This window comes from Nocardioides deserti, assembly GCF_014266025.1.
Classification (GTDB): Bacteria; Actinomycetota; Actinomycetes; order Propionibacteriales; family Nocardioidaceae; genus Nocardioides; species Nocardioides deserti.
Genome location: NZ_JACMYC010000004.1, coordinates 368,178 through 384,966 on the forward strand (window position 1 = coordinate 368,178; position 16,789 = coordinate 384,966).

Genomic DNA, 16,789 nt, shown 5'->3' on the forward strand with positions numbered 1-16,789 from the left:
CAGCTCGCCGCTCAGCCCACCGGCGTCGACCGCGGGGACGCCGTGTCGCGGCGGGCGAGGTACCGGGTGAGCAGGAGCCCCCACAGGGCGGCGAAGATGAACATGAAGACCGAGTAGACGGCGGCCGGCACCGACATCCGGGTGCTGTCGAGGACCTCGACCGCGACGAAGATCGCCAGCGTGCCGTTGTGCACGCCGATCTCCATCGAGGAGGCGATCGCCTCGCTCTCCCGGATCCCGGCCGCGCGGGGCACGACGTACCCGACGACGAGGGAGACCGCGCAGAACAGGGCGGCCGCCAGGCCGACGTCCGCGATGTAGTCCCCGACGTCCTCGCGCTGGTCGAGCAGGATCCCGAGCACCAGCACGCCGAGGATGACCGCCGACCCGATCCGCACCGGCTTGTCCATCCGGGCGGCGAACGCCGCGGCGCGCTGCCGGATGAGCATGCCGATCGCCACCGGCACCAGCACGACCGCGAACACCTCGACCACCTTGGTGAACTGCAGGGACACCTCGTCCTCGAGCCCGTAGTGGCTGATCGCCAGGTTGGTGATCACCGGCAGCGTGACGATCGCGACGATCGAGTTGATCGCCGTGAGGGTGACGTTGAGGGCGACGTCGCCGCGGAAGAGGTGGCTGTAGAGGTTGGCGCTCGTGCCGCCCGGGGAGGCGGCGAGCAGCAACATGCCGATGGCGAGCAGCGGGGACAGGTCGAGCACCTTGACCAGCCCGAAGCAGAACAGCGGCAGCAGCACCAGCTGGCAGGCGAGCGCCACGGCGACCGCCTTGGGGTGCCGCGCGACCCGACGGAAGTCGTCGGGCACGAGCGACAGCCCGAGGCCGAGCATGATGATGCCCAAGGCGATGGGCAGACCGACGGTGGTCAGGGCGGAGTCCATGCGCGGACTCTAGTGACCGCCGTCACAGCACGGGCGCAGAACCGCTCAGTCGTCCTTCTTCTTGGTCTGCGCCGCGAACGCCTTCGTCGTCAGCCGGTCAGGGAGGTGCGTGGCGATCTCGGCGAGGGCGCGGTTCTTCATCGAGCCCGCGACCACGTGCGGCTTGCCGGCGAACAACGCGTCGAGCCCGTCGCGCGCCACGTCGTCCGGGTCGTCCTTCGGGCCCTGGCCCAGCGGGGTGTCGAGCAGGTCGGCGCGCCGGAAGAACTCGGTGTCGGTCGGGCCCGGCATCAACGACGTGACGCTGACGCCGGTGTCCTGCAGCTCGTGGCGGATGCCCTCGGCGAAGGAGTGCACGAACGCCTTGGACGCGGCGTACGTCGCCTGGAACGGGCTCGGCGCGACCGCGGCGATCGACGCCGTCACCAGGATCCGGCCCGATCCGCGCCGGACCATGTCGTCGACGGCGAGCTTGGCCAGGTGCACGGTCGAGCGGACGTTGAGGTCGACCAGCCCGAGGTGACGGTCGAGGTCGGTGTCGGCGAAGGTCCCGCCGACCCCCACGCCCGCGTTGAGCACCGCCACGTCGACGGGCCGGCCGGTGCCGGCCGCCTCGCGCCACAGGTGCTCGACCTCCTCGGGACGGGTCAGGTCGACCTGGACGGCGCGGACGTCGGTGCCGTGCGTGGTCTTGACCTCAGCCGCGGCGACGTGGACCTCCGGCTCCTCGGCCGCCATCACCACGTCGTACCCGCGCCCGGCCAGCTCGCGGGCCACCGACAGCCCGATCCCGGTCGACGCACCGGTCACCAGCGCGAGCCCTGCCTGCTTCGTGGAGTCCATGGCGGCCGGGTACCCCGCGGTGGATGGCTCGAGACCGGTCCCCTCAGCGGTTACGGTGCCGCCATGCCGACTCGGGTCACTCCGTCGCTGCTGGCCCGCCTGCTCGTCGCGGGCCTGACGATCGGACTGGCCGTCGGGCTGGCGTCCTGCGCCGAGGGCCCTGCACCGGCGGGTGGTCCGGCTACGGCTGCGGAGAGCGGGGACCGTGGTCCGAGCGGGGCGGAGGTCGCCGCCGCGCTCGGGGCGATGCCGACGACCGAGCGGCTGGTGCCGCTGCGCAAGGGCGACCTGGTCAGGATGCCCGGTGGGCCGGCGGACTTCGTCGAGGGCTGGACCGTGCTCGACTCCCGTTTCCCGTGTGACCAGCCCGGCATCGAGTGCGGCGCGCTCGTCGAGGTGTGGGGATCTCCTGAGTCCGCGCAGCGCCGCTCCGAGGAGATGCTGTCCCTGACGGGCGGCATGCTCCCGCGCGACGCCGAGCAGCACGTCGTGCGCGGCTCGGTCGTCGTGCGGATGCGGCTCGCGCTCACGCGGCGCGAGGTCGCGTCGTACGAGGCAGCGCTCGACGGCGCGTGACCCCGATCCCGGAGGGTGCGCCCGGAGAGACTCGAACTCTCACTGGCCAGGACCTAAACCTGGTGCCTCTGCCAATTGGGCTACGGGCGCGCGGCGCCGAGTCTAAGTACGCCGCGGCGCCGGCCGCGCGTCAGGCCAGCGCGAGGTCCTTGCGCAGCTTGGCGACGTGGCCGGTGGCCTTGACGTTGTACTGCGCCACCTCGACGGTGCCGTCCTCGCCGACGACGACGGTGGAGCGGATGACGCCCTGGACGACCTTGCCGTAGAGCTTCTTCTCGCCGAACGCACCCCAGGCGGTCATCACGGCCTTGTCGGCGTCGGAGAGCAGGCGGATCGTCAGGCCCTCCTTCTCGCGGAACTTCGCGAGCCTCTCCGGCTTGTCGGGCGAGATGCCGAGCACCTCGTAGCCGGACGCCTGCAGCGAGTCGAGGGAGTCGCTGAAGTCGCAGGCCTGCTTGGTGCAGCCCGGGGTCATCGCGGAGGGGTAGAAGTAGACGATCACCTTCCGCCCGCGCAGGTCCGAGAGCGTCACCTGCTCACCGGTGTCGTCCGGCAGGGTGAAGTCCGGTGCGGCATCACCGGGGGACAGGCGGGGCGTCTCGGCCACGGGTTCTCCTTCTTGCGAGCGATGTGCAACAACATAGGCTGGGCGGGGTCCGCCGGCGCCGTCGACGGTACCGACGACCTCCGACAGCCGAGGAGCCGCACCATGCACGTGCCCGACGGGTTCCTGGACGCACCGACGTCCGTCGCGACGGGGGTGGTCGCCGCGGCCGCGGTCGGCGTCGCGCTCCGCAGGGCGCGCACCGAGCTCGACGACCGCACCGCCCCGATGGCGGGGCTCGTGGCGGCGTTCGTGTTCGCGGCGCAGATGATCAACTTCCCCGTCGGCGCCGGCACCAGCGGCCACCTGATGGGCGGCGCGCTGGCCGCCGTCCTGGTCGGCCCGTGGACCGGCCTGCTGTGCGTGTCGGTGGTGCTGGTCGTCCAGGCACTGTTCATGGCCGACGGCGGCATCACCGCGCTCGGCACCAACGTCGTGCTGATCGGCGTGGTCACCGCGCTGGTCGGGTACGTCGTGTTCCGCGCGCTCCAGGCCGTGCTGCCGCACCGACTCGGCACGGTCGCGCCGACCGCGGCGGTCGCGGCGTTCGTGTCGGTCCCGGTCGCGGCGGCGGTCTTCAGCCTGCTCTTCGCGATCGGCGGCACCGCCCCGGTCGACGCCGGAAAGGTGCTCACCGCGATGCTCGGCTGGCACGTCCTCATCGGCATCGGCGAGGCGGTCGTGACCGGCCTGGTGGTGGGCGCCGTGGTCGCGGTGCGGCCCGACCTGGTCCGCGGCGCCCGACCGCTGGTGGCCGCCCGCGAGCTCGAGATCCGGACGGTGGCGGCATGAGCACCCACACCAGCGGCAGCGGCACGACCGACGACCGGGCCCGGCAGCCGGTCCGCCGCCGGGTCAGCACCCGCGCCCTCCTGGTCGCCGGCCTCGTCGTCGCGCTCCTCGTGGCCGGCGTCGCCAGCTACTACGCCAGCTCCCACCCCGACGGCCTCGAGCACGTCGCGGGGGAGACCGGCTTCCTCGACACCGCCGAGGACTCACCGACCGCCGACAGCCCCTTCGCGGACTACGCCACGAAGGGCGTGGACGACGAGCGGCTCAGCGTCGGCATCGCCGGCGTGCTCGGGACCCTCGTCGTGCTCGTGCTGACCGGCGGCCTCGCGCTCGCCCTGCGCCGGCGCGGCCCCACCGACCCCACCGACCAGGCCCCGGACACCTCGGACGAGCGCGCCTCCGCACCCGAGCGGGCCTGAGTGGGTGCCGCCCACGGCCACCGTCTGCACCACCACGGCCACAGCGCCGTCCACCGCGCGCCGGCGCACCTGAAGATCCTGGTGCTGGTCGGCTTCGTCCTGCTCGTCGTCGCCACGCCCCGCGAGTGGTACGCCGTGTTCGCGGCCTACGCCGCCGTCGTGGTCGGCACCGTGCTGGTCGCACGGGTGCCGCTCGGCTGGGTGCTGCGGCGGATGGTCGTCGAGGTGCCGTTCCTCGTCTTCGCGGCGCTCGTGCCGTTCGTCGCGGAGGGTCCACGCACCGAAGTCCTCGGCCTCACCGTCTCCGAGCCCGGCCTGGTCGCCGCGTGGGGCCTTGCCGTCAAGGGAACGATCGGCGTGATGGCCTCGCTCACCCTGGCCGCGACCACGGAGCCGACCGACGTGCTGGTTGGGCTGCGGCGGCTGCGGATGCCGCCGCTGCTGGTCGAGATCATGTCGTTCATGCTGCGCTACCTCGACGTGGTCACCGCTGACCTCGGCCGGACGCTGACCGCCATGCGCTCGCGCGGCTGCGAGCCGCGCTCGCCTCGGCACTGGCCGGTGCTGGCCCGCTCGCTGGGGGCGTTGTTCATCCGCAGCTACGAGCGGGGCGAGCGGGTCCACCTCGCGATGCTGTCCCGCGGCTACACCGGCACGCTGCCGACGACGACAGGTGGGCACGAGCACCGATGAGCGCCCCCGTCCTCGACGTCCGCGGCCTGGCCTACGCCTACCCCGACGGCCACCAGGCGCTCTTCGGCGTCGACCTCCACGTCCACCGCGGGGAGCGGGTGGCGCTGCTCGGCCCGAACGGCGCCGGCAAGACCACGCTCGTCCTGCACCTCAACGGCATCCTCACCGCCGGTGCGGGGAGCGTCGCGGTCAGCGGGCTGCCGGTGGAGAAGAAGCACATCCAGGAGGTCCGGCGCCGCGTCGGCATCGTCTTCCAGGACCCCGACGACCAGCTCTTCATGGGCACGGTCCGCCAGGACGTCGCCTTCGGCCCCGCCAACCTCGGCGTCCGCGGCGCCGAGCTGGACCGCCGGGTCATGGCCGCGCTCGAGCAGGTCGGGATGGCCGAGCACGTCGACCGCCCGCCGCACCACCTCTCCTTCGGCCAGCGCCGCCGCGTCGCGGTCGCCACCGTGCTCGCGATGGAGCCGGAGGTGCTGGTGCTGGACGAGCCGTCCTCCAACCTCGACCCGACCTCCCGACGAGAGCTCGCCGACATCCTGCGCGCGCTGGACGTGACGGTGCTGATGGTCACCCACGACCTGCCCTACGCCCTCGAGCTCTGCCCCCGCGCCGTCGTGCTCTCCGGGGGCACGGTCGTGGCCGACGGGTCGACGTACGACGTCCTCACCGACGACGCGCTCATGCGCGCGCACCGCCTCGAGCTGCCCTTCGGCTTCGACCCCCGCACGCTCGGGCCAGGAGTGGGCACCGGGCAGGGGACCGCACCGCGCCGCACGCCGGACACCGGGGGATCGGTAGCATCTCCCGGCACGCACACGAACCCAGGAGACCTCACGTGAGCAAGGGCAACGACACCTCCTCCCTCGAGCGCGAGATCGAGGAGACCCGCGAGCGCCTGGCGACCACCATCGACCAGCTCCTGTACCGCTCGAGCCCGAAGACGATCGTCGGCCGCGAGGTCGCGACCATCAAGGCGCACTACGTCGACGCGGCCGGCAACCCCCGCACCGACAACATCCTCAAGACCGTCGGCGCGGTCGTGGGCGCGGTCGCCCTGCTCGTCGTGGTCCGGAAGGTCGCCGGCTGATCGTGCCCGCCTCTGACAAGACCCCGATCAAGATGCTGCACGACCGCATCCTGTGCGAGGTCGACGCGGACGCCGGTGAGCGGCGCTCCTCCGGCGGGATCGTCATCCCCGCCACCGCCGCGATGGGCGCCACCCGGCTGTCGTGGTCGAAGGTCGTCGCCGTCGGTCCGCACGCGCGGGCTGTCGAGGTCGGCGACCGCGTGCTCTTCGAGGCCGGCGACAAGGCCGAGGTCGAGGTGCACGGCGAGCTGTACGTCGTCATGCGTGAGCGCGACGTCCACGCGGTCGCCGCGGAGCGCCTCGCCGACGAGGCGACCGGGCTCTACCTCTGACACGTCTGACGTAACTCCGCAGGTCAGCGGCCGTTGAGCGGGCGTGCTGAGACGCCTGACCTGCTCCCTCGCCGCGGCCGCCCTGGTGCCCGCCGGCCTCGCCGTGTCCGTCCCGTCGACCGCCTCCGGTGCGCCCGAGGGGCCCGGTGCCGCCACGACGTCCGCCGCCTCGCCCGCCGCCGTCGGGAAGCCGGCGCGCTACCGCGCGACGATCGAGTGGACCAAGCACGGCATCCCGCACATCACCGCCGACGACTTCGGCTCGCTCGGCTTCGGCAGCGGGTACGCCGCCGCGGGCGCGTCGCTGTGCACGCTGGCCGACACCCTGGTCACCGGCCGCGGCGAGCGGTCGCTGTGGTTCGGCCCGAAGGGTCGCTACAACGACCAGGTCACCCTCGACGCCAGCAACCTCCAGGTCGACACCGTGGTCGGCGACCTGCGCAACCGCCGGGTCGTCGAGAAGCTGCTGCGCGACAAGGTCGCCGGCCCCGGCAAGCAGGCCCGGGCGATGGTCCGGGGCTACACCGCCGGCCTCAACACCTACCTGCGCGAGGAGGGCCGCACCGGCGTCACCGACCCGGCCTGCAAGGGCGCCGGCTACCTGAAGCCCGACGTCACCCCGCTCGACCTCTGGTACGGCGTGTACCTCGCCAACCTGCTCGCCTCCACCGGCGTGTTCATCCCGGAGATCGCCGACGCCGCGCCGCCGACGCTCACCGACCCCGGCCTCCCCGAGCTGCCGCTGCGGGCCGCTGACGTCGACAAGGACGCGCTCCTCAAGGGCTTCGGCCGCGACCCCGACGCGCCCTTCGGCTCGAACGCGACCGCGGCCGGCGGCCGCGTCACGAGCACCGGCAAGGGGATGCTGCTCGGCAACCCGCACTTCCCGTGGAAGGGCCGCTACAAGTTCACCCAGCAGCACCAGACGATCCCGGGCCGCTACGACGTGGCCGGTGCCTCGCTGATCGGCTCGCCCGCGATCAACATCGGCTGGAACAAGGACGTCGCGTGGAGCCACACCGTCTCCACGGCGTACCGCTTCACGCCCTACGAGTACCGCCTCCTCGGCCCCACGTCGTACCTCACCGAGAGCGGGCCGAAGCAGCTCCAGCGCCACGAGGTGCGGGTCAAGGTCCGCCGGGGCGGCAAGGTCCGCACCGTCACCGAGGACGTGTGGCGCACCGCCCAGGGCTACGTCGTCGACGACCCCGCCCAGCTGATGCCGTGGAGCCCGCTGAGCGTGTGGGCGATCCGGGACGCGAACGCCGAGCACCTGCGCACGCTCGACACGTTCCTGGACATGGGCAAGGCGCGCGACGTCCGCGACCTGCTGCGCCGCCAGGACCGAGGTGGCGGCATGCCGTGGGTCAACACGACGGCCGCGGACCGCAAGGGCGACGTGCTGTACGCCGACCACTCGGTCGTCCCGCACGTCACCAACGCCATGGAGCAGCGCTGTCTCACCGTCGTCGGCCGGGTCATCGACACCGTCGCCGGCCTGCCCGGGCTCGACGGCACCCGCGCCGAGAGCGACTGCGCGTGGGGCGCGGACGCCGACGCCCAGCGCCCCGGCATCCTCGGCCCGCGGAACCTGCCGTCGGTGGTGCGCCGCGACTGGGTGATGAACGCCAACGACTCCTACTGGCTGCCCCACCCGGCCTCGCGGCTCGAGGGCTTCCCGAGCATCATCGGCTGCGAGCGCTGCGAGCGGACCATGCGCACCCGCGTCGTCGCCGACTACGTCGCCCGTCGGCTCGCCAAGGGCCGCAAGGAGACGCCGGCCAGCTTCCGCGGCCACCAGCACGAGAACCGGGTGATGGCTGCCGAGGTGATGCGCGCCGACGGCGCCCTCGACCGGGTCTGCTCGCTGACGGGGGAGACCGACGCGTGCGCCGCGCTCCGGACGTGGGACGGCCGCTCGGACCGCGACTCCCGCGGCGTCCACCTCTTCGAGGCCTTCGTCGAGCGGCTGCCCGCGCTGCCCCTCGACCTGGTCGACACGGTCTGGACGGTGCCGTTCAGTGCCGCCGACCCGCTCAACACCCCGCGCGGCCTCAACTGGGCCAACCCCGGCGTCGTGCAGGCGATGGCCGACGCCATCGCCGCGGTGCGCGAGGCCGGCGTGCCCTTCGACGCGAGGTGGGGCTCGCTCCAGGTCGCCGGCGACCGCGGCGCCCCCGCCATCGGCCTCGGCGGCGGTGACGGCGACGAGCTCGGCAACGCCAACGTGCTGTCCTCGCGCAACGTGACCAAGGGCGGGCGGTACAAGCCGATCACCTACGGCTCCTCGCACATCCAGGCGATCAGCTACCGGCGCGGCGGCGGCCTCGACGCGCGCACGATCCTCACCTACGGCCAGTCCGAGGACCCCGCCTCCCCGTGGTCGTCGGACCAGACCCGCCTCTTCGCCCAGGAGAAGTGGGTCCGCTTCCCCTGGACCGACGCCCAGGTCCGGCGCGACCTGGTCCGGCGGAAGGTCGTCACGGGCCGCTGAGAGGGGGCGCCGGCCGTGCAGGCGTACCACCCATAGGTGGTACGCCTGACGTTCTGGGCCGTTGCTTGGGCCCAGAGGTGTTGCGGAGGCCCAGAAGGTCAGGCTCCCGCCTGTCGAACCTGCCGGTAACGAAGGCGACGGGGACCACTACGTCGACACTCGTCAACTTCGTCCGGTCGTGGCTCCGGCTGACCCCAGCAGGGAGCAGCCGGTCCGTCCTCGTCCGGTCCCTCAGAGGGGCCGGGCGAGGACGACGACGTTGTTCTCGAAGTACGAGCCGTTCCAGTCCGAGCAGGTCACGAGCACCAGCCGGCCCCGGCCGTGGTCCTGGCCGAAGAGCGCCTCGGCGCGCTCGGCGAGTCTCGCTCGGCTCATCACCTGCACGGTCGTCACGCGGTAGCGGACCGTGCCCTTGCGGCTCACCACGAGCACGCGCTGGCCCTGCTTCAACGACGGCACCCGGGCGAGCGCCCCGCCGCCGGTGTGCACGGTGTGGCCGGTGACCACGGTCTGTCCGCCCCGCGCGCCGGCGCGGGCGCTGACGTCCCACCAGCCGACCTGGTCGGGGTCGGCCGGCGGCTGGAGCACGCGGCCGGGCCGCATGCCGATGGGCGCGACGGGCGCGACCACGTCGAGCGAGGGGATCTTCAGCCGGATCGGCTGCGCGGGCGCCGGCGCGACGTACGACCGCGCCGCGGACTCGCCTCCCGGCAGCACCGCGCCGGCCACGGTGAGCCCGAGGGCCAGCACCAGCACCCCGACCCACACACCGTGCGCGACCGCGGCGACCCGGCGGCGTACCGCCTCCCGGCGCGCGCCCGGCCCCGGCTCGGTGTCGTCGGCGCTGGTCACGGTCGGCTCGGTCGGTCCGGGCGGCTCAGGAGCGGAGCGTACGACGCGTGGCGGCGACGCCGGCGCCGATCGCGGCCAGGAGAAGCGCGACCAGCCCGCCGGTGCCCAGCGCGCCGTCGCTGCCCGCCGGCACCGAGATCGGGACCTGCGGCTCCTCCGGCTGGGGCTGCGGCGCCGGGGTGTTCGGCTCGTCGGGCTGGACGCGCCCGTTCGGACCGCAGCTGCTGTGGCCGATCTCGACGTTCAGCAGCTCCACGCCGAAGCTGGCCGCGGCGGGCAGCAGCCGCAGGTCAAGCGCGGTGACGTCGATCCGGTCACGTCCGCGCTCCTGCTTGTTGAGCGTGACGTCGAGGACGTTGTCCTCCAGCGGCGCGAGCTGCTCGCCGACGGTGCCGAGCGCGGAGGTGAGCACCTCGGCCTGGTCGACGACCTGGGCGAGGGGGCCGAGCGCGCCGCCGATGGCCTCGGTGAACTGCGTGCGCAGCGCTTGCAGGAGCAGGTCGACGACCTCGCCGAGGTCGGTGACGAGCTTGGTGTTCGGGGCGGGGTCGGCCGGCAGGTCGACCAGGTCGACCTCCTGGCCGGCGAGGCGCAGCGAGGCGCCCGCGCCGGCGAGCGTGGTGCCGCCGCTGACCTCGCCCGGGCGGGCGATGCAGAAGCTCTGGATCGCACCGAGGTCGAGGACGATCGCGGCGTCTGCGGCGGTGAGCACCTGCTCGAGCGCCGTCTGGAGGCCGGCGAGAAGCGGGTCGAGGACCGGCGCGAGGGCGTCCTGGAGCTGCTGGTCGAACCCGGCGAGGAAGTCGGACCGGAGGATCTGGAGGTTCGAGAGGTCGAGGTTCCCGGCGTTCAGCTCGAGGTTCTCACCCGGGCGCAGGCAGCTGCCCTCGTCGACCTCGAGCAGCACCGCACCGTCGCCGGCCAGGCCGGAGCAGGCTGCGGACGCGCCGCGGCCGTCCTCGATCTGGGTGCGCGCCTTCTGCGCCAACGTGCCGGCCTGGATGAAGTCCTGGCCCGTCAGCACCGAGATCGCGGGGCTGTCGCTGCCCGTCGTGCGCTGCCGCTTGCCGTCGTTGGTGACCCGGTAGGTCCCGGAGTCGGCGGGCGTGCCCCCGATCGTGAGCCGCACGGCGGTGGCGCTGGCCTGCGCGACCGGGTCCTCGGCGGCCAGCGCGGGCGCGCCGGTCAGCAGCACGAGCGAGCTGGCGGTGGTCGCGGCGGCGATCCGCGCGGCGGTACGACGTGTGGTCACGGTGTGGCTCCCCCGCCGCGCGCCTCCCGGAACGCGGCCCCGATGTCGACAGTGGTCCAGTCATCCCAACGGCCGCACGGCGGCGGGGTTACGGGTGCGCCCTCGTGCCGACGTCCCCGGGCATGGCACGAGGGCCGGTCCTCCCCCCGGGGAACCGGCCCTCGTGGCTCGTGGGCCACCTCGCGGTGGCAGTCCTCCTCGGACGGTCAGCGGACCCGGACGATGAACGCCTTCGTGGTCGCGCCGGTGGTCGCCTCCGAGCCGGGGAGCACCAGGCGGTAGCGGTAGGTGCCCTTCCTCTTCTCCCGCGGGAAGACGACCGTGGTCGTGCGGCTGCCCGGCGTGATGGTCTTCACGGTGCTCCAGCTGCGGCCGGCCTGGTAGCGCTGCAGGGTGAGGGTCTCCAGGCCCGGCTGCTCGACGGTGACGCGGGCGGCCGGCGGGGTGGCGCCCTTGCGAACGGTCGTCGCGCTGGTGCGCCAGCCCTCGATGTCGCTGACGGCGAGCGGCACGTCGTACGTCTCCGGGTCGCCGTCGTCGTTGATCCGGCAGGTCAGCGGCGCCTTGGCCGGCTCCTGGTGGAACTTCTCGCCGTAGTGGTAGTTGCTGCCGCCGACCTGGGTCCAGACCACGGCATACTCGCGCACGCCGGCCGGCCAGCTCCGGTGCTGGCTGTAGACGAACTCCTGGTTGCCCGACCAGGTGGCCACGTTGTTGTGGAAGTTCAGCGTGACCTCGCCGGCGGAGTCCGTCCACACGCGGACGTTGACGTCGTTGGACTGCCCGTCGGGGATGTTCGACGGGTAGGGGACGAAGAGCCCGTAGCAGGACGGGTCGGCGTAGCGCCAGTTCCAGTCGAAGTTGCCGTGCGGGTCGACGGCCGGGTCGTTCTCGGTGTCCTCGACGACGACCGGGTCGGGCACGACGACGGGGTCAGGGCCGGTCGTCGGAGCCGGGATGGTCGGCGCGGGCTCGGTGGGGGCCGGGGTGGTGGGCGCAGGCTCGGACGGGGTGGTCGGGGCCGGCGTGGTGGGCGCCGGCGACACGATCGTGCCCCAGCGCACGGAGTAGTGCGAGACCGCCTTGCCCGACGGGTGCCGGATGGTGAGGGTGTCGACCGGCTTCGCGAGATCCACCGTGACCGGGCCGTTGCCCTGCTGGGCACTGCCGGCCTTCACGCAGTAGCCGACGATCATCTTCCCGGCGGGGGCATGGACGGTGACCGACTGCGGGTCGCCCTTGGTGTCGATCTTCCCGGACGAGAGCGGGGCGCACACCTTGTCCGTGCTGGGCGCCGCCACCGAGGTGGGCGCGAGACTGACGACCGGGACGACGACGGCGGCCGCCGCGAGGGCGGCGAGTGGAGCGAGGCGGGTGCGCACGTAGGTGTCTTCTTCCGGGAGGTAGCTTGGTGGAAGAAGCGTCGCAGCGGTCTCGGCCGATCAGGTCCGTGTTGCAGGAACCTTGCGGCGGGAGGGGACAATCTTGCGGCCGTCTTGAGGATCGGCCGCCCCGCCGAGGTGCCGGACGTCCGGGATGAAGGCCGCCGCGAGCGCGGCGAGCAGCATCACGACGCCGATGACGGCGAAGCCGAGGGTGTAGCCGCGCTCCTCGGGGATGCCGCTCGGCAGCACGTGGGCGGTCACGATCCCGGCCATGACGGCCGACCCGACGGCGCCGCCGATGGTGCGGATGTTGGCGTTCATCCCGTTCGCGACGCCGGTCTGCTCCGGCGGCACCGAGGCGATGACGACGCCGGCGAGGCTGGAGAAGATCAGGCCGGAGCCGAGGCCCTGGACGTTCGTGGCGGCGTACAGCTGCCAGGTCTCGTCGTGGAGCAGGGCCATGGAGAAGTACGTCGCCGCCGCGGCGAGCGCGCCGGTCACCACGACCACGCGGGCGCCGAGCGTCCGCACGAGCCGGGCGGTGACGAACCCGACGAGGAAGCTCGCGACCGCGGAGGGGAGCAGCAGCCACCCCGACTCCGAGATGGTCGCGCCGAATCCGTAGCCGGCCTCCTCGGGGGTCTGCAGGAACTGCGGCAGGAAGCCGAACGACGCGAACATGCCGAACCCGACGAAGCCCGAGACGAGGTTGGTGGTCCACACCCCACGCCGGCGCATCATCCGCATGTCGATCATCGGCACCGGTGCGCGGGACTCGGTGCGGACCCAGACGACCAGCAGCACGACCGCAGCGGCCAGCAGGCCGAGGACGCGGCCGGAGGCCCAGCCCCACGCGTTGCCCTTGCTCAGCGCCAGAAGCAGCGAGACGAGCCACCCGCTGAGCAGCAGCGCGGGCAGCACCGGCAGCCGGGCGGCGGTGCGCACGGGCGACTCGGGCACGAACAGCAGGGCGGCGACGGCGGCCGCGGCGGTCGCGAACATCGGCAGCAGGAACAGCCAGCGGTAGCCCAGCCCGTCGACGATCGGCCCTGCCACGACGACGCCGATGCCGAAGCCGGCGGCGGTCAGCGAGGCGATCACGCTCAGGGCGGTCGGCATCCGTCGTCCGAACTCGTCGCGGATGATCCCGAACGACAGCGGCAGCACGCCGCCACCGGCACCCTGCACCACGCGCGCCGCGATGAGCCAGCCGATGCTCGGCGCGAAGGCCGCCATCAGCGACCCGACGACGAGCGCGCTCATCGTGATGACGAGCATCCGCACCTTGCCGACCACGTCGCCGATCCGGCCGAGCAGGGGAGTGCAGATCGAGGCGGAGAGCAGGTACGCCGTCAGCACCCACGTGACGGTCGCCTGGTCGGTGTCGAGCTCGACCTGGATCCGGGCGAGGACCGGGACGATCAACGACTGCAGCAGCGAGAACGACGCCGCTGCCGTGGCCAGCACCGCGAAGGTGATCGCGGGCCGGGAGCGTGGTGCTACGGGTCAGCCCAGCTTGAGCGTGGCGGTGATCTGCGTGCCCTCGGAGCGGTCGATCTGGAGGCTCTGGCAGATCGACTCGACCAGGGCGAGGCCACGGCCGCGGGGGGCGTACATGTCGACCTGCGTCACGGTCGGCTCGGCCTCGCTGCCGTCGTCGCGCACGCAGAGCGTCAGCATGCCGTCCTGCACCCACCAGGAGACGTGGATGGCGTCGTCGTCGGACCGGCCGTGCTCGACGCCGTTGGTGACCAGCTCGCTGACCACGAGCGCCGCGTCGTTGACGATCCGGTCGGGCACGCCCGCCTGCGTCAGGAAGTCGTGGAGCTGGTGCCGCGCCGCGGTGGCGGCGGCCAGCTCGAAGGGGAGCCGGTAGGACCGGACGTCGCCGGTGCTCATGCGGTCCGGTAGGGCATCGCGCACACGTGCAGCACGCGCTGCGCGACGGACCCGTCCTCGGCGACGAGGTCGAGCTCGGCCCCGGCGTTCCTCATGTTCTTGTGGGCGGTGGCGAGCACGCCGATGGCGAGGCTCGGCATGAAGTCGACGTCGCTGAGGTCGACCACGAGGGTCTCGGCGAAGTCCTTGCTGTACTTCTGCAGGACGTCGCGGAACCGGGGGCCGGCGAGCTCGTCGATCGTGCCGCTCACGCGCACGGTGCGGCTCTGCTCGTCGTAGTCCGCACTGAAGGGTCGATCCAACACCCGGTCATCGTAACGGAGGCGGTCCTCGGCCGTGGCGGCCGTGCCTCCCCTCGCCTTCGGAGGTCAGTGGAACCGGATGGCGAGGACGGTGGTGTCGTCGTCCTTCTCGCCGGGGACCGCCTCGACGAGGCGGTCGATCCACCGGTCGAGCGGCTCGTCGCCGGGCCCGGTGCCGCCGGCCTCGCGGAGCAGGTCGAGGGCGGCCAGCAGGTCCACCTCGCGCCGCTCGACGAGGCCGTCGCTGAACATCAGCAGCGTCGAGCCCGGCGGCACCTCGACCTCGGCGGCGCGGGCGTGACCCTCGCCGAGGCCGAGCAGGGGGCGCGCGGTGACGGGTACGTCGCGAGCGGTGACGCCGTCGAAGAGCAGCGGCAACGGGTGCCCGGCGCTCACCAGCTCGACCCGGCGGCTGTCCGCGTCGACGACGGCCACCAGGGCGGTTGCGACGCGCTCGTCGATGAGCGACGACATCAGCTGGTCGAGGCGGTCCAGGCAGGTGCCGGGGTCGTCGCCGGCGAAGAGGTAGGCGCGCATCGCGGTTCGGATCTGGGTCATCGCCCCGACCGCGCTGACGCCGTGCCCGGCGACGTCGCCCACCACGTAGGCGACGCGGCCGCCGCCGACCTCGACGGCGTCCCACCAGTCCCCGCCGAGCTGGAAGGTCGAGGCCGGGAGGTAGCGGGCGACGACGTCGATGCCCTCGACCTCGGGCAGCTGCTCGCGCAGGATCGAGCGCTGGAGGGACTCCGCGACCGCGATCTGCTCGCGCGAGCGCTGGAGCATGAGGCCGTTGACGTGGGTCTGCAGCGCCGTGGCGGCGTCGGCCTGCCAGGCCTCCCACGGGGCGCTGTGCCCGCGCACGACCTGCTGCCACTTCTCGAAGGACTTGCGGGGGGAGAGGCGGACCTCGGGGCCCTCCTGCGCGGCGAGCAGCTTGTTGGTCGGGTCGCCGCCCCAGTCGACGACCTGCTCGAGCTCGGGCCGCAGCCACAGCAGCCAGCTCTCCGGGCCGGCGGCGATGCACAGCGCCCCGGCGGCGACCGGCGCGTGCTCGGCCAGTGCGGGGTCGAGCACGGCGAGGTGGTCGCTGGCCACGACGTCGCCGGTGGGCCGCAGCAGCAGCTGGGCGATGCGGCGTACGACGTCGTCGTCGGGCACCTGGCCGGCGGTGTGCAGCTGCTCGTCGTGGCAGAGCGCGACGCCGCCGGCGTCCATGAGGCGCAGCAGGTCGGGGTCGGCGACGAGACCGTCGAGCGGGGCGTCGCTCGAGGCAGAGAGTCGGGCGGTCATCTTCGCCAGCGTCGACTGAGCGGCGAGCGCGGCCTCGCGCTGGTCGGAGCGCTCCCGCTCGGCGACCATCTGCGAGGCGACCTGGCCGAGGAACTCCGCCGCGGCGCGGGCGTCCTGGCTCGGCCGGTGCGGACCGGAGTAGTGGTGGCAGGCCACCAGGCCCCACAGCTCCTCGTCGACGATGAGCGAGACCGACATCGAGGCGGTGACGCCCATGTTGGAGAGGTACTCGACGTGGATCGGCGAGACGCTGCGCAGCGTGGAGTGCGACAGGTCCAGCGGCGCCTCGGTGGCCGGGTCGAGCACCGGGTGGAGAGGTACGGGGGTGTAGCCGATGTCGGCGATGAGCCGGGTCCAGTTGGCGGTGTAGAGCCGCCGGGCCTGGGCCGGGATGTCGGTGGCCGGGTAGTGCAGGCCCAGGAACGGGTTGAGGTCCTCGCGGCGCTCCTCGGCGACGACCTCGCCGTTCCAGTGCTGGTCGAAGCGGTAGACCATGACCCGGTCGAAGCCGGTGATCGAGGAGACCTCGCGCGCCAGCTGGGCGGTCAGCTCGTCGACCGTCGTCGACGCGGCCAGGCGGCCCATCGCGCTGCGGGCGGAGCGGTACGACATCGGGAGGGCGCGGCCGCGCTCGAGCGACTCGATCTCGACGACGAGGCGGCCGCCGGAGGTGTGCACGCCGACGTCGACCGTGCCGCCGGCCAGCGCGCCGCCGCGGTCGGCCGGCAGGAGCAGCGTCAGCGGCTCGCGGGCGGTCGCGAGCTCCGCATGGTGCTCGATGGCGCGGGTGGCGCCCTCGCCGACGAAATCGGTGAGGGGACGGCCGAGCGCCTCGTCGAGCGGGACGCCGAGCAGCTCCTCGACGTTGGCGGAGACCATCACGGTGGTGCCGGTGGCCGGGTCGACCGCGAGCAGCACGCCGTGCGGCTGGATGGCGCCCGGGATGTGGATCGGCTCGCGGTCGCAGTTGTTGAGGTCGACGCGACCGTACGCCGGGGTGTGCGGCGACACCGTCTCGGTCACGCGGGCTCCATCGGCAGTCGCAGCAGGTCGCGGGCCAC

The 16,789-nt window shown here is 73.1% G+C and carries 18 protein-coding genes and 1 tRNA gene; 8 read left to right on the forward strand and 11 right to left on the reverse strand.

Annotation, left to right across the window (positions count from 1 at the left end):
* Positions 1-11: 11 nt before the first annotated feature.
* Both H7344_RS09695 and H7344_RS09700 read right to left on the reverse strand, forming a co-directional pair.
* Entirely contained in the window at positions 12-902 is an 891-nt protein-coding gene (locus H7344_RS09695) for a bile acid:sodium symporter family protein (RefSeq protein ID WP_186345801.1), read from the reverse strand.
* A 45-nt stretch (positions 903-947) separates the two neighbouring features.
* The gene (locus H7344_RS09700; protein ID WP_186345802.1) at positions 948-1,745 is read right to left on the reverse strand and encodes an SDR family NAD(P)-dependent oxidoreductase; all 798 of its coding nucleotides are present in this window, start codon (positions 1,743-1,745) and stop codon (positions 948-950) included.
* Positions 1,746-1,808: 63 nt separating this feature from the next.
* Between H7344_RS09700 and H7344_RS09705 the strand changes: the two genes are divergently transcribed.
* Positions 1,809-2,321, forward strand: a complete 513-nt coding sequence (locus H7344_RS09705) for a hypothetical protein (protein WP_186345803.1) — start codon at positions 1,809-1,811, stop codon at positions 2,319-2,321.
* Between the two features lie 16 nt (positions 2,322-2,337).
* Here the strand turns inward: H7344_RS09705 and H7344_RS09710 are convergent.
* Both H7344_RS09710 and bcp read right to left on the reverse strand, forming a co-directional pair.
* A tRNA-Leu gene (locus H7344_RS09710) sits at positions 2,338-2,411 on the reverse strand.
* Between the two features lie 40 nt (positions 2,412-2,451).
* Complete coding sequence (gene bcp, locus H7344_RS09715) at positions 2,452-2,928, reverse strand: thioredoxin-dependent thiol peroxidase (protein WP_186345804.1); 477 nt, start codon at positions 2,926-2,928, stop codon at positions 2,452-2,454.
* Positions 2,929-3,030: 102 nt separating this feature from the next.
* Between bcp and H7344_RS09720 the strand changes: the two genes are divergently transcribed.
* From H7344_RS09720 to H7344_RS09750, 7 genes are read left to right on the forward strand one after another with little or no spacing between them, the layout of a single operon-like run.
* Positions 3,031-3,717: an energy-coupling factor ABC transporter permease gene (locus tag H7344_RS09720; protein WP_186345805.1), complete on the forward strand. Its 687-nt coding sequence runs from the start codon at positions 3,031-3,033 to the stop codon at positions 3,715-3,717.
* Positions 3,714-4,136: a PDGLE domain-containing protein gene (locus H7344_RS09725; RefSeq protein ID WP_186345806.1), complete on the forward strand. Its 423-nt coding sequence runs from the start codon at positions 3,714-3,716 to the stop codon at positions 4,134-4,136. The genes H7344_RS09720 and H7344_RS09725 overlap by 4 nt, the downstream gene beginning before the upstream one ends.
* Positions 4,137-4,829, forward strand: a complete 693-nt coding sequence (gene cbiQ, locus H7344_RS09730) for a cobalt ECF transporter T component CbiQ (protein ID WP_186345807.1) — start codon at positions 4,137-4,139, stop codon at positions 4,827-4,829.
* A complete protein-coding gene (locus H7344_RS09735) occupies positions 4,826-5,671 on the forward strand; it encodes an energy-coupling factor ABC transporter ATP-binding protein (RefSeq protein WP_229706888.1) in 846 nt (281 codons plus the stop codon). The genes cbiQ and H7344_RS09735 overlap by 4 nt, the downstream gene beginning before the upstream one ends.
* Positions 5,668-5,919 carry a DUF3618 domain-containing protein gene (locus H7344_RS09740; RefSeq protein WP_186345808.1) on the forward strand — a complete coding sequence of 84 codons (252 nt, stop codon included), beginning with the start codon at positions 5,668-5,670 and terminating at the stop codon, positions 5,917-5,919. Before H7344_RS09735 ends, H7344_RS09740 begins: the two co-directional genes overlap by 4 nt.
* 32 nt (positions 5,920-5,951) lie before the next feature.
* Complete coding sequence (locus H7344_RS09745) at positions 5,952-6,251, forward strand: GroES family chaperonin (RefSeq protein WP_166193439.1); 300 nt, start codon at positions 5,952-5,954, stop codon at positions 6,249-6,251.
* 43 nt (positions 6,252-6,294) lie between these two features.
* Positions 6,295-8,745, forward strand: a complete 2,451-nt coding sequence (locus H7344_RS09750; RefSeq protein WP_186345809.1) for a penicillin acylase family protein — start codon at positions 6,295-6,297, stop codon at positions 8,743-8,745.
* 231 nt (positions 8,746-8,976) lie between these two features.
* Here H7344_RS09750 and H7344_RS09755 read toward each other — a convergent pair whose 3' ends face one another.
* From H7344_RS09755 to H7344_RS09785, 7 genes are all read right to left on the reverse strand, one after another.
* Entirely contained in the window at positions 8,977-9,597 is a 621-nt protein-coding gene (locus tag H7344_RS09755) for a class F sortase (protein ID WP_186345810.1), read from the reverse strand.
* A gap of 25 nt (positions 9,598-9,622) precedes the next feature.
* Positions 9,623-10,849: a hypothetical protein gene (locus tag H7344_RS09760; protein ID WP_186345811.1), complete on the reverse strand. Its 1,227-nt coding sequence runs from the start codon at positions 10,847-10,849 to the stop codon at positions 9,623-9,625.
* A 206-nt stretch (positions 10,850-11,055) separates the two neighbouring features.
* Positions 11,056-12,231 (reverse strand): hypothetical protein, encoded by a 1,176-nt coding sequence (locus tag H7344_RS09765; protein WP_186345812.1) that lies wholly within the window; start codon positions 12,229-12,231, stop codon positions 11,056-11,058.
* Positions 12,232-12,291: 60 nt separating this feature from the next.
* A complete protein-coding gene (locus tag H7344_RS09770; RefSeq protein ID WP_186345813.1) occupies positions 12,292-13,701 on the reverse strand; it encodes an MFS transporter in 1,410 nt (469 codons plus the stop codon).
* A 39-nt stretch (positions 13,702-13,740) separates the two neighbouring features.
* Entirely contained in the window at positions 13,741-14,133 is a 393-nt protein-coding gene (locus tag H7344_RS09775) for an ATP-binding protein (RefSeq protein ID WP_186345814.1), read from the reverse strand.
* A complete protein-coding gene (locus H7344_RS09780) occupies positions 14,130-14,438 on the reverse strand; it encodes an STAS domain-containing protein (protein ID WP_186345815.1) in 309 nt (102 codons plus the stop codon). The genes H7344_RS09775 and H7344_RS09780 overlap by 4 nt, the downstream gene beginning before the upstream one ends.
* A gap of 63 nt (positions 14,439-14,501) precedes the next feature.
* Positions 14,502-16,751, reverse strand: coding sequence for a SpoIIE family protein phosphatase (locus H7344_RS09785; RefSeq protein ID WP_186345816.1), 2,250 nt, complete (start codon positions 16,749-16,751; stop codon positions 14,502-14,504).
* Positions 16,752-16,789 lie beyond the last annotated feature (38 nt).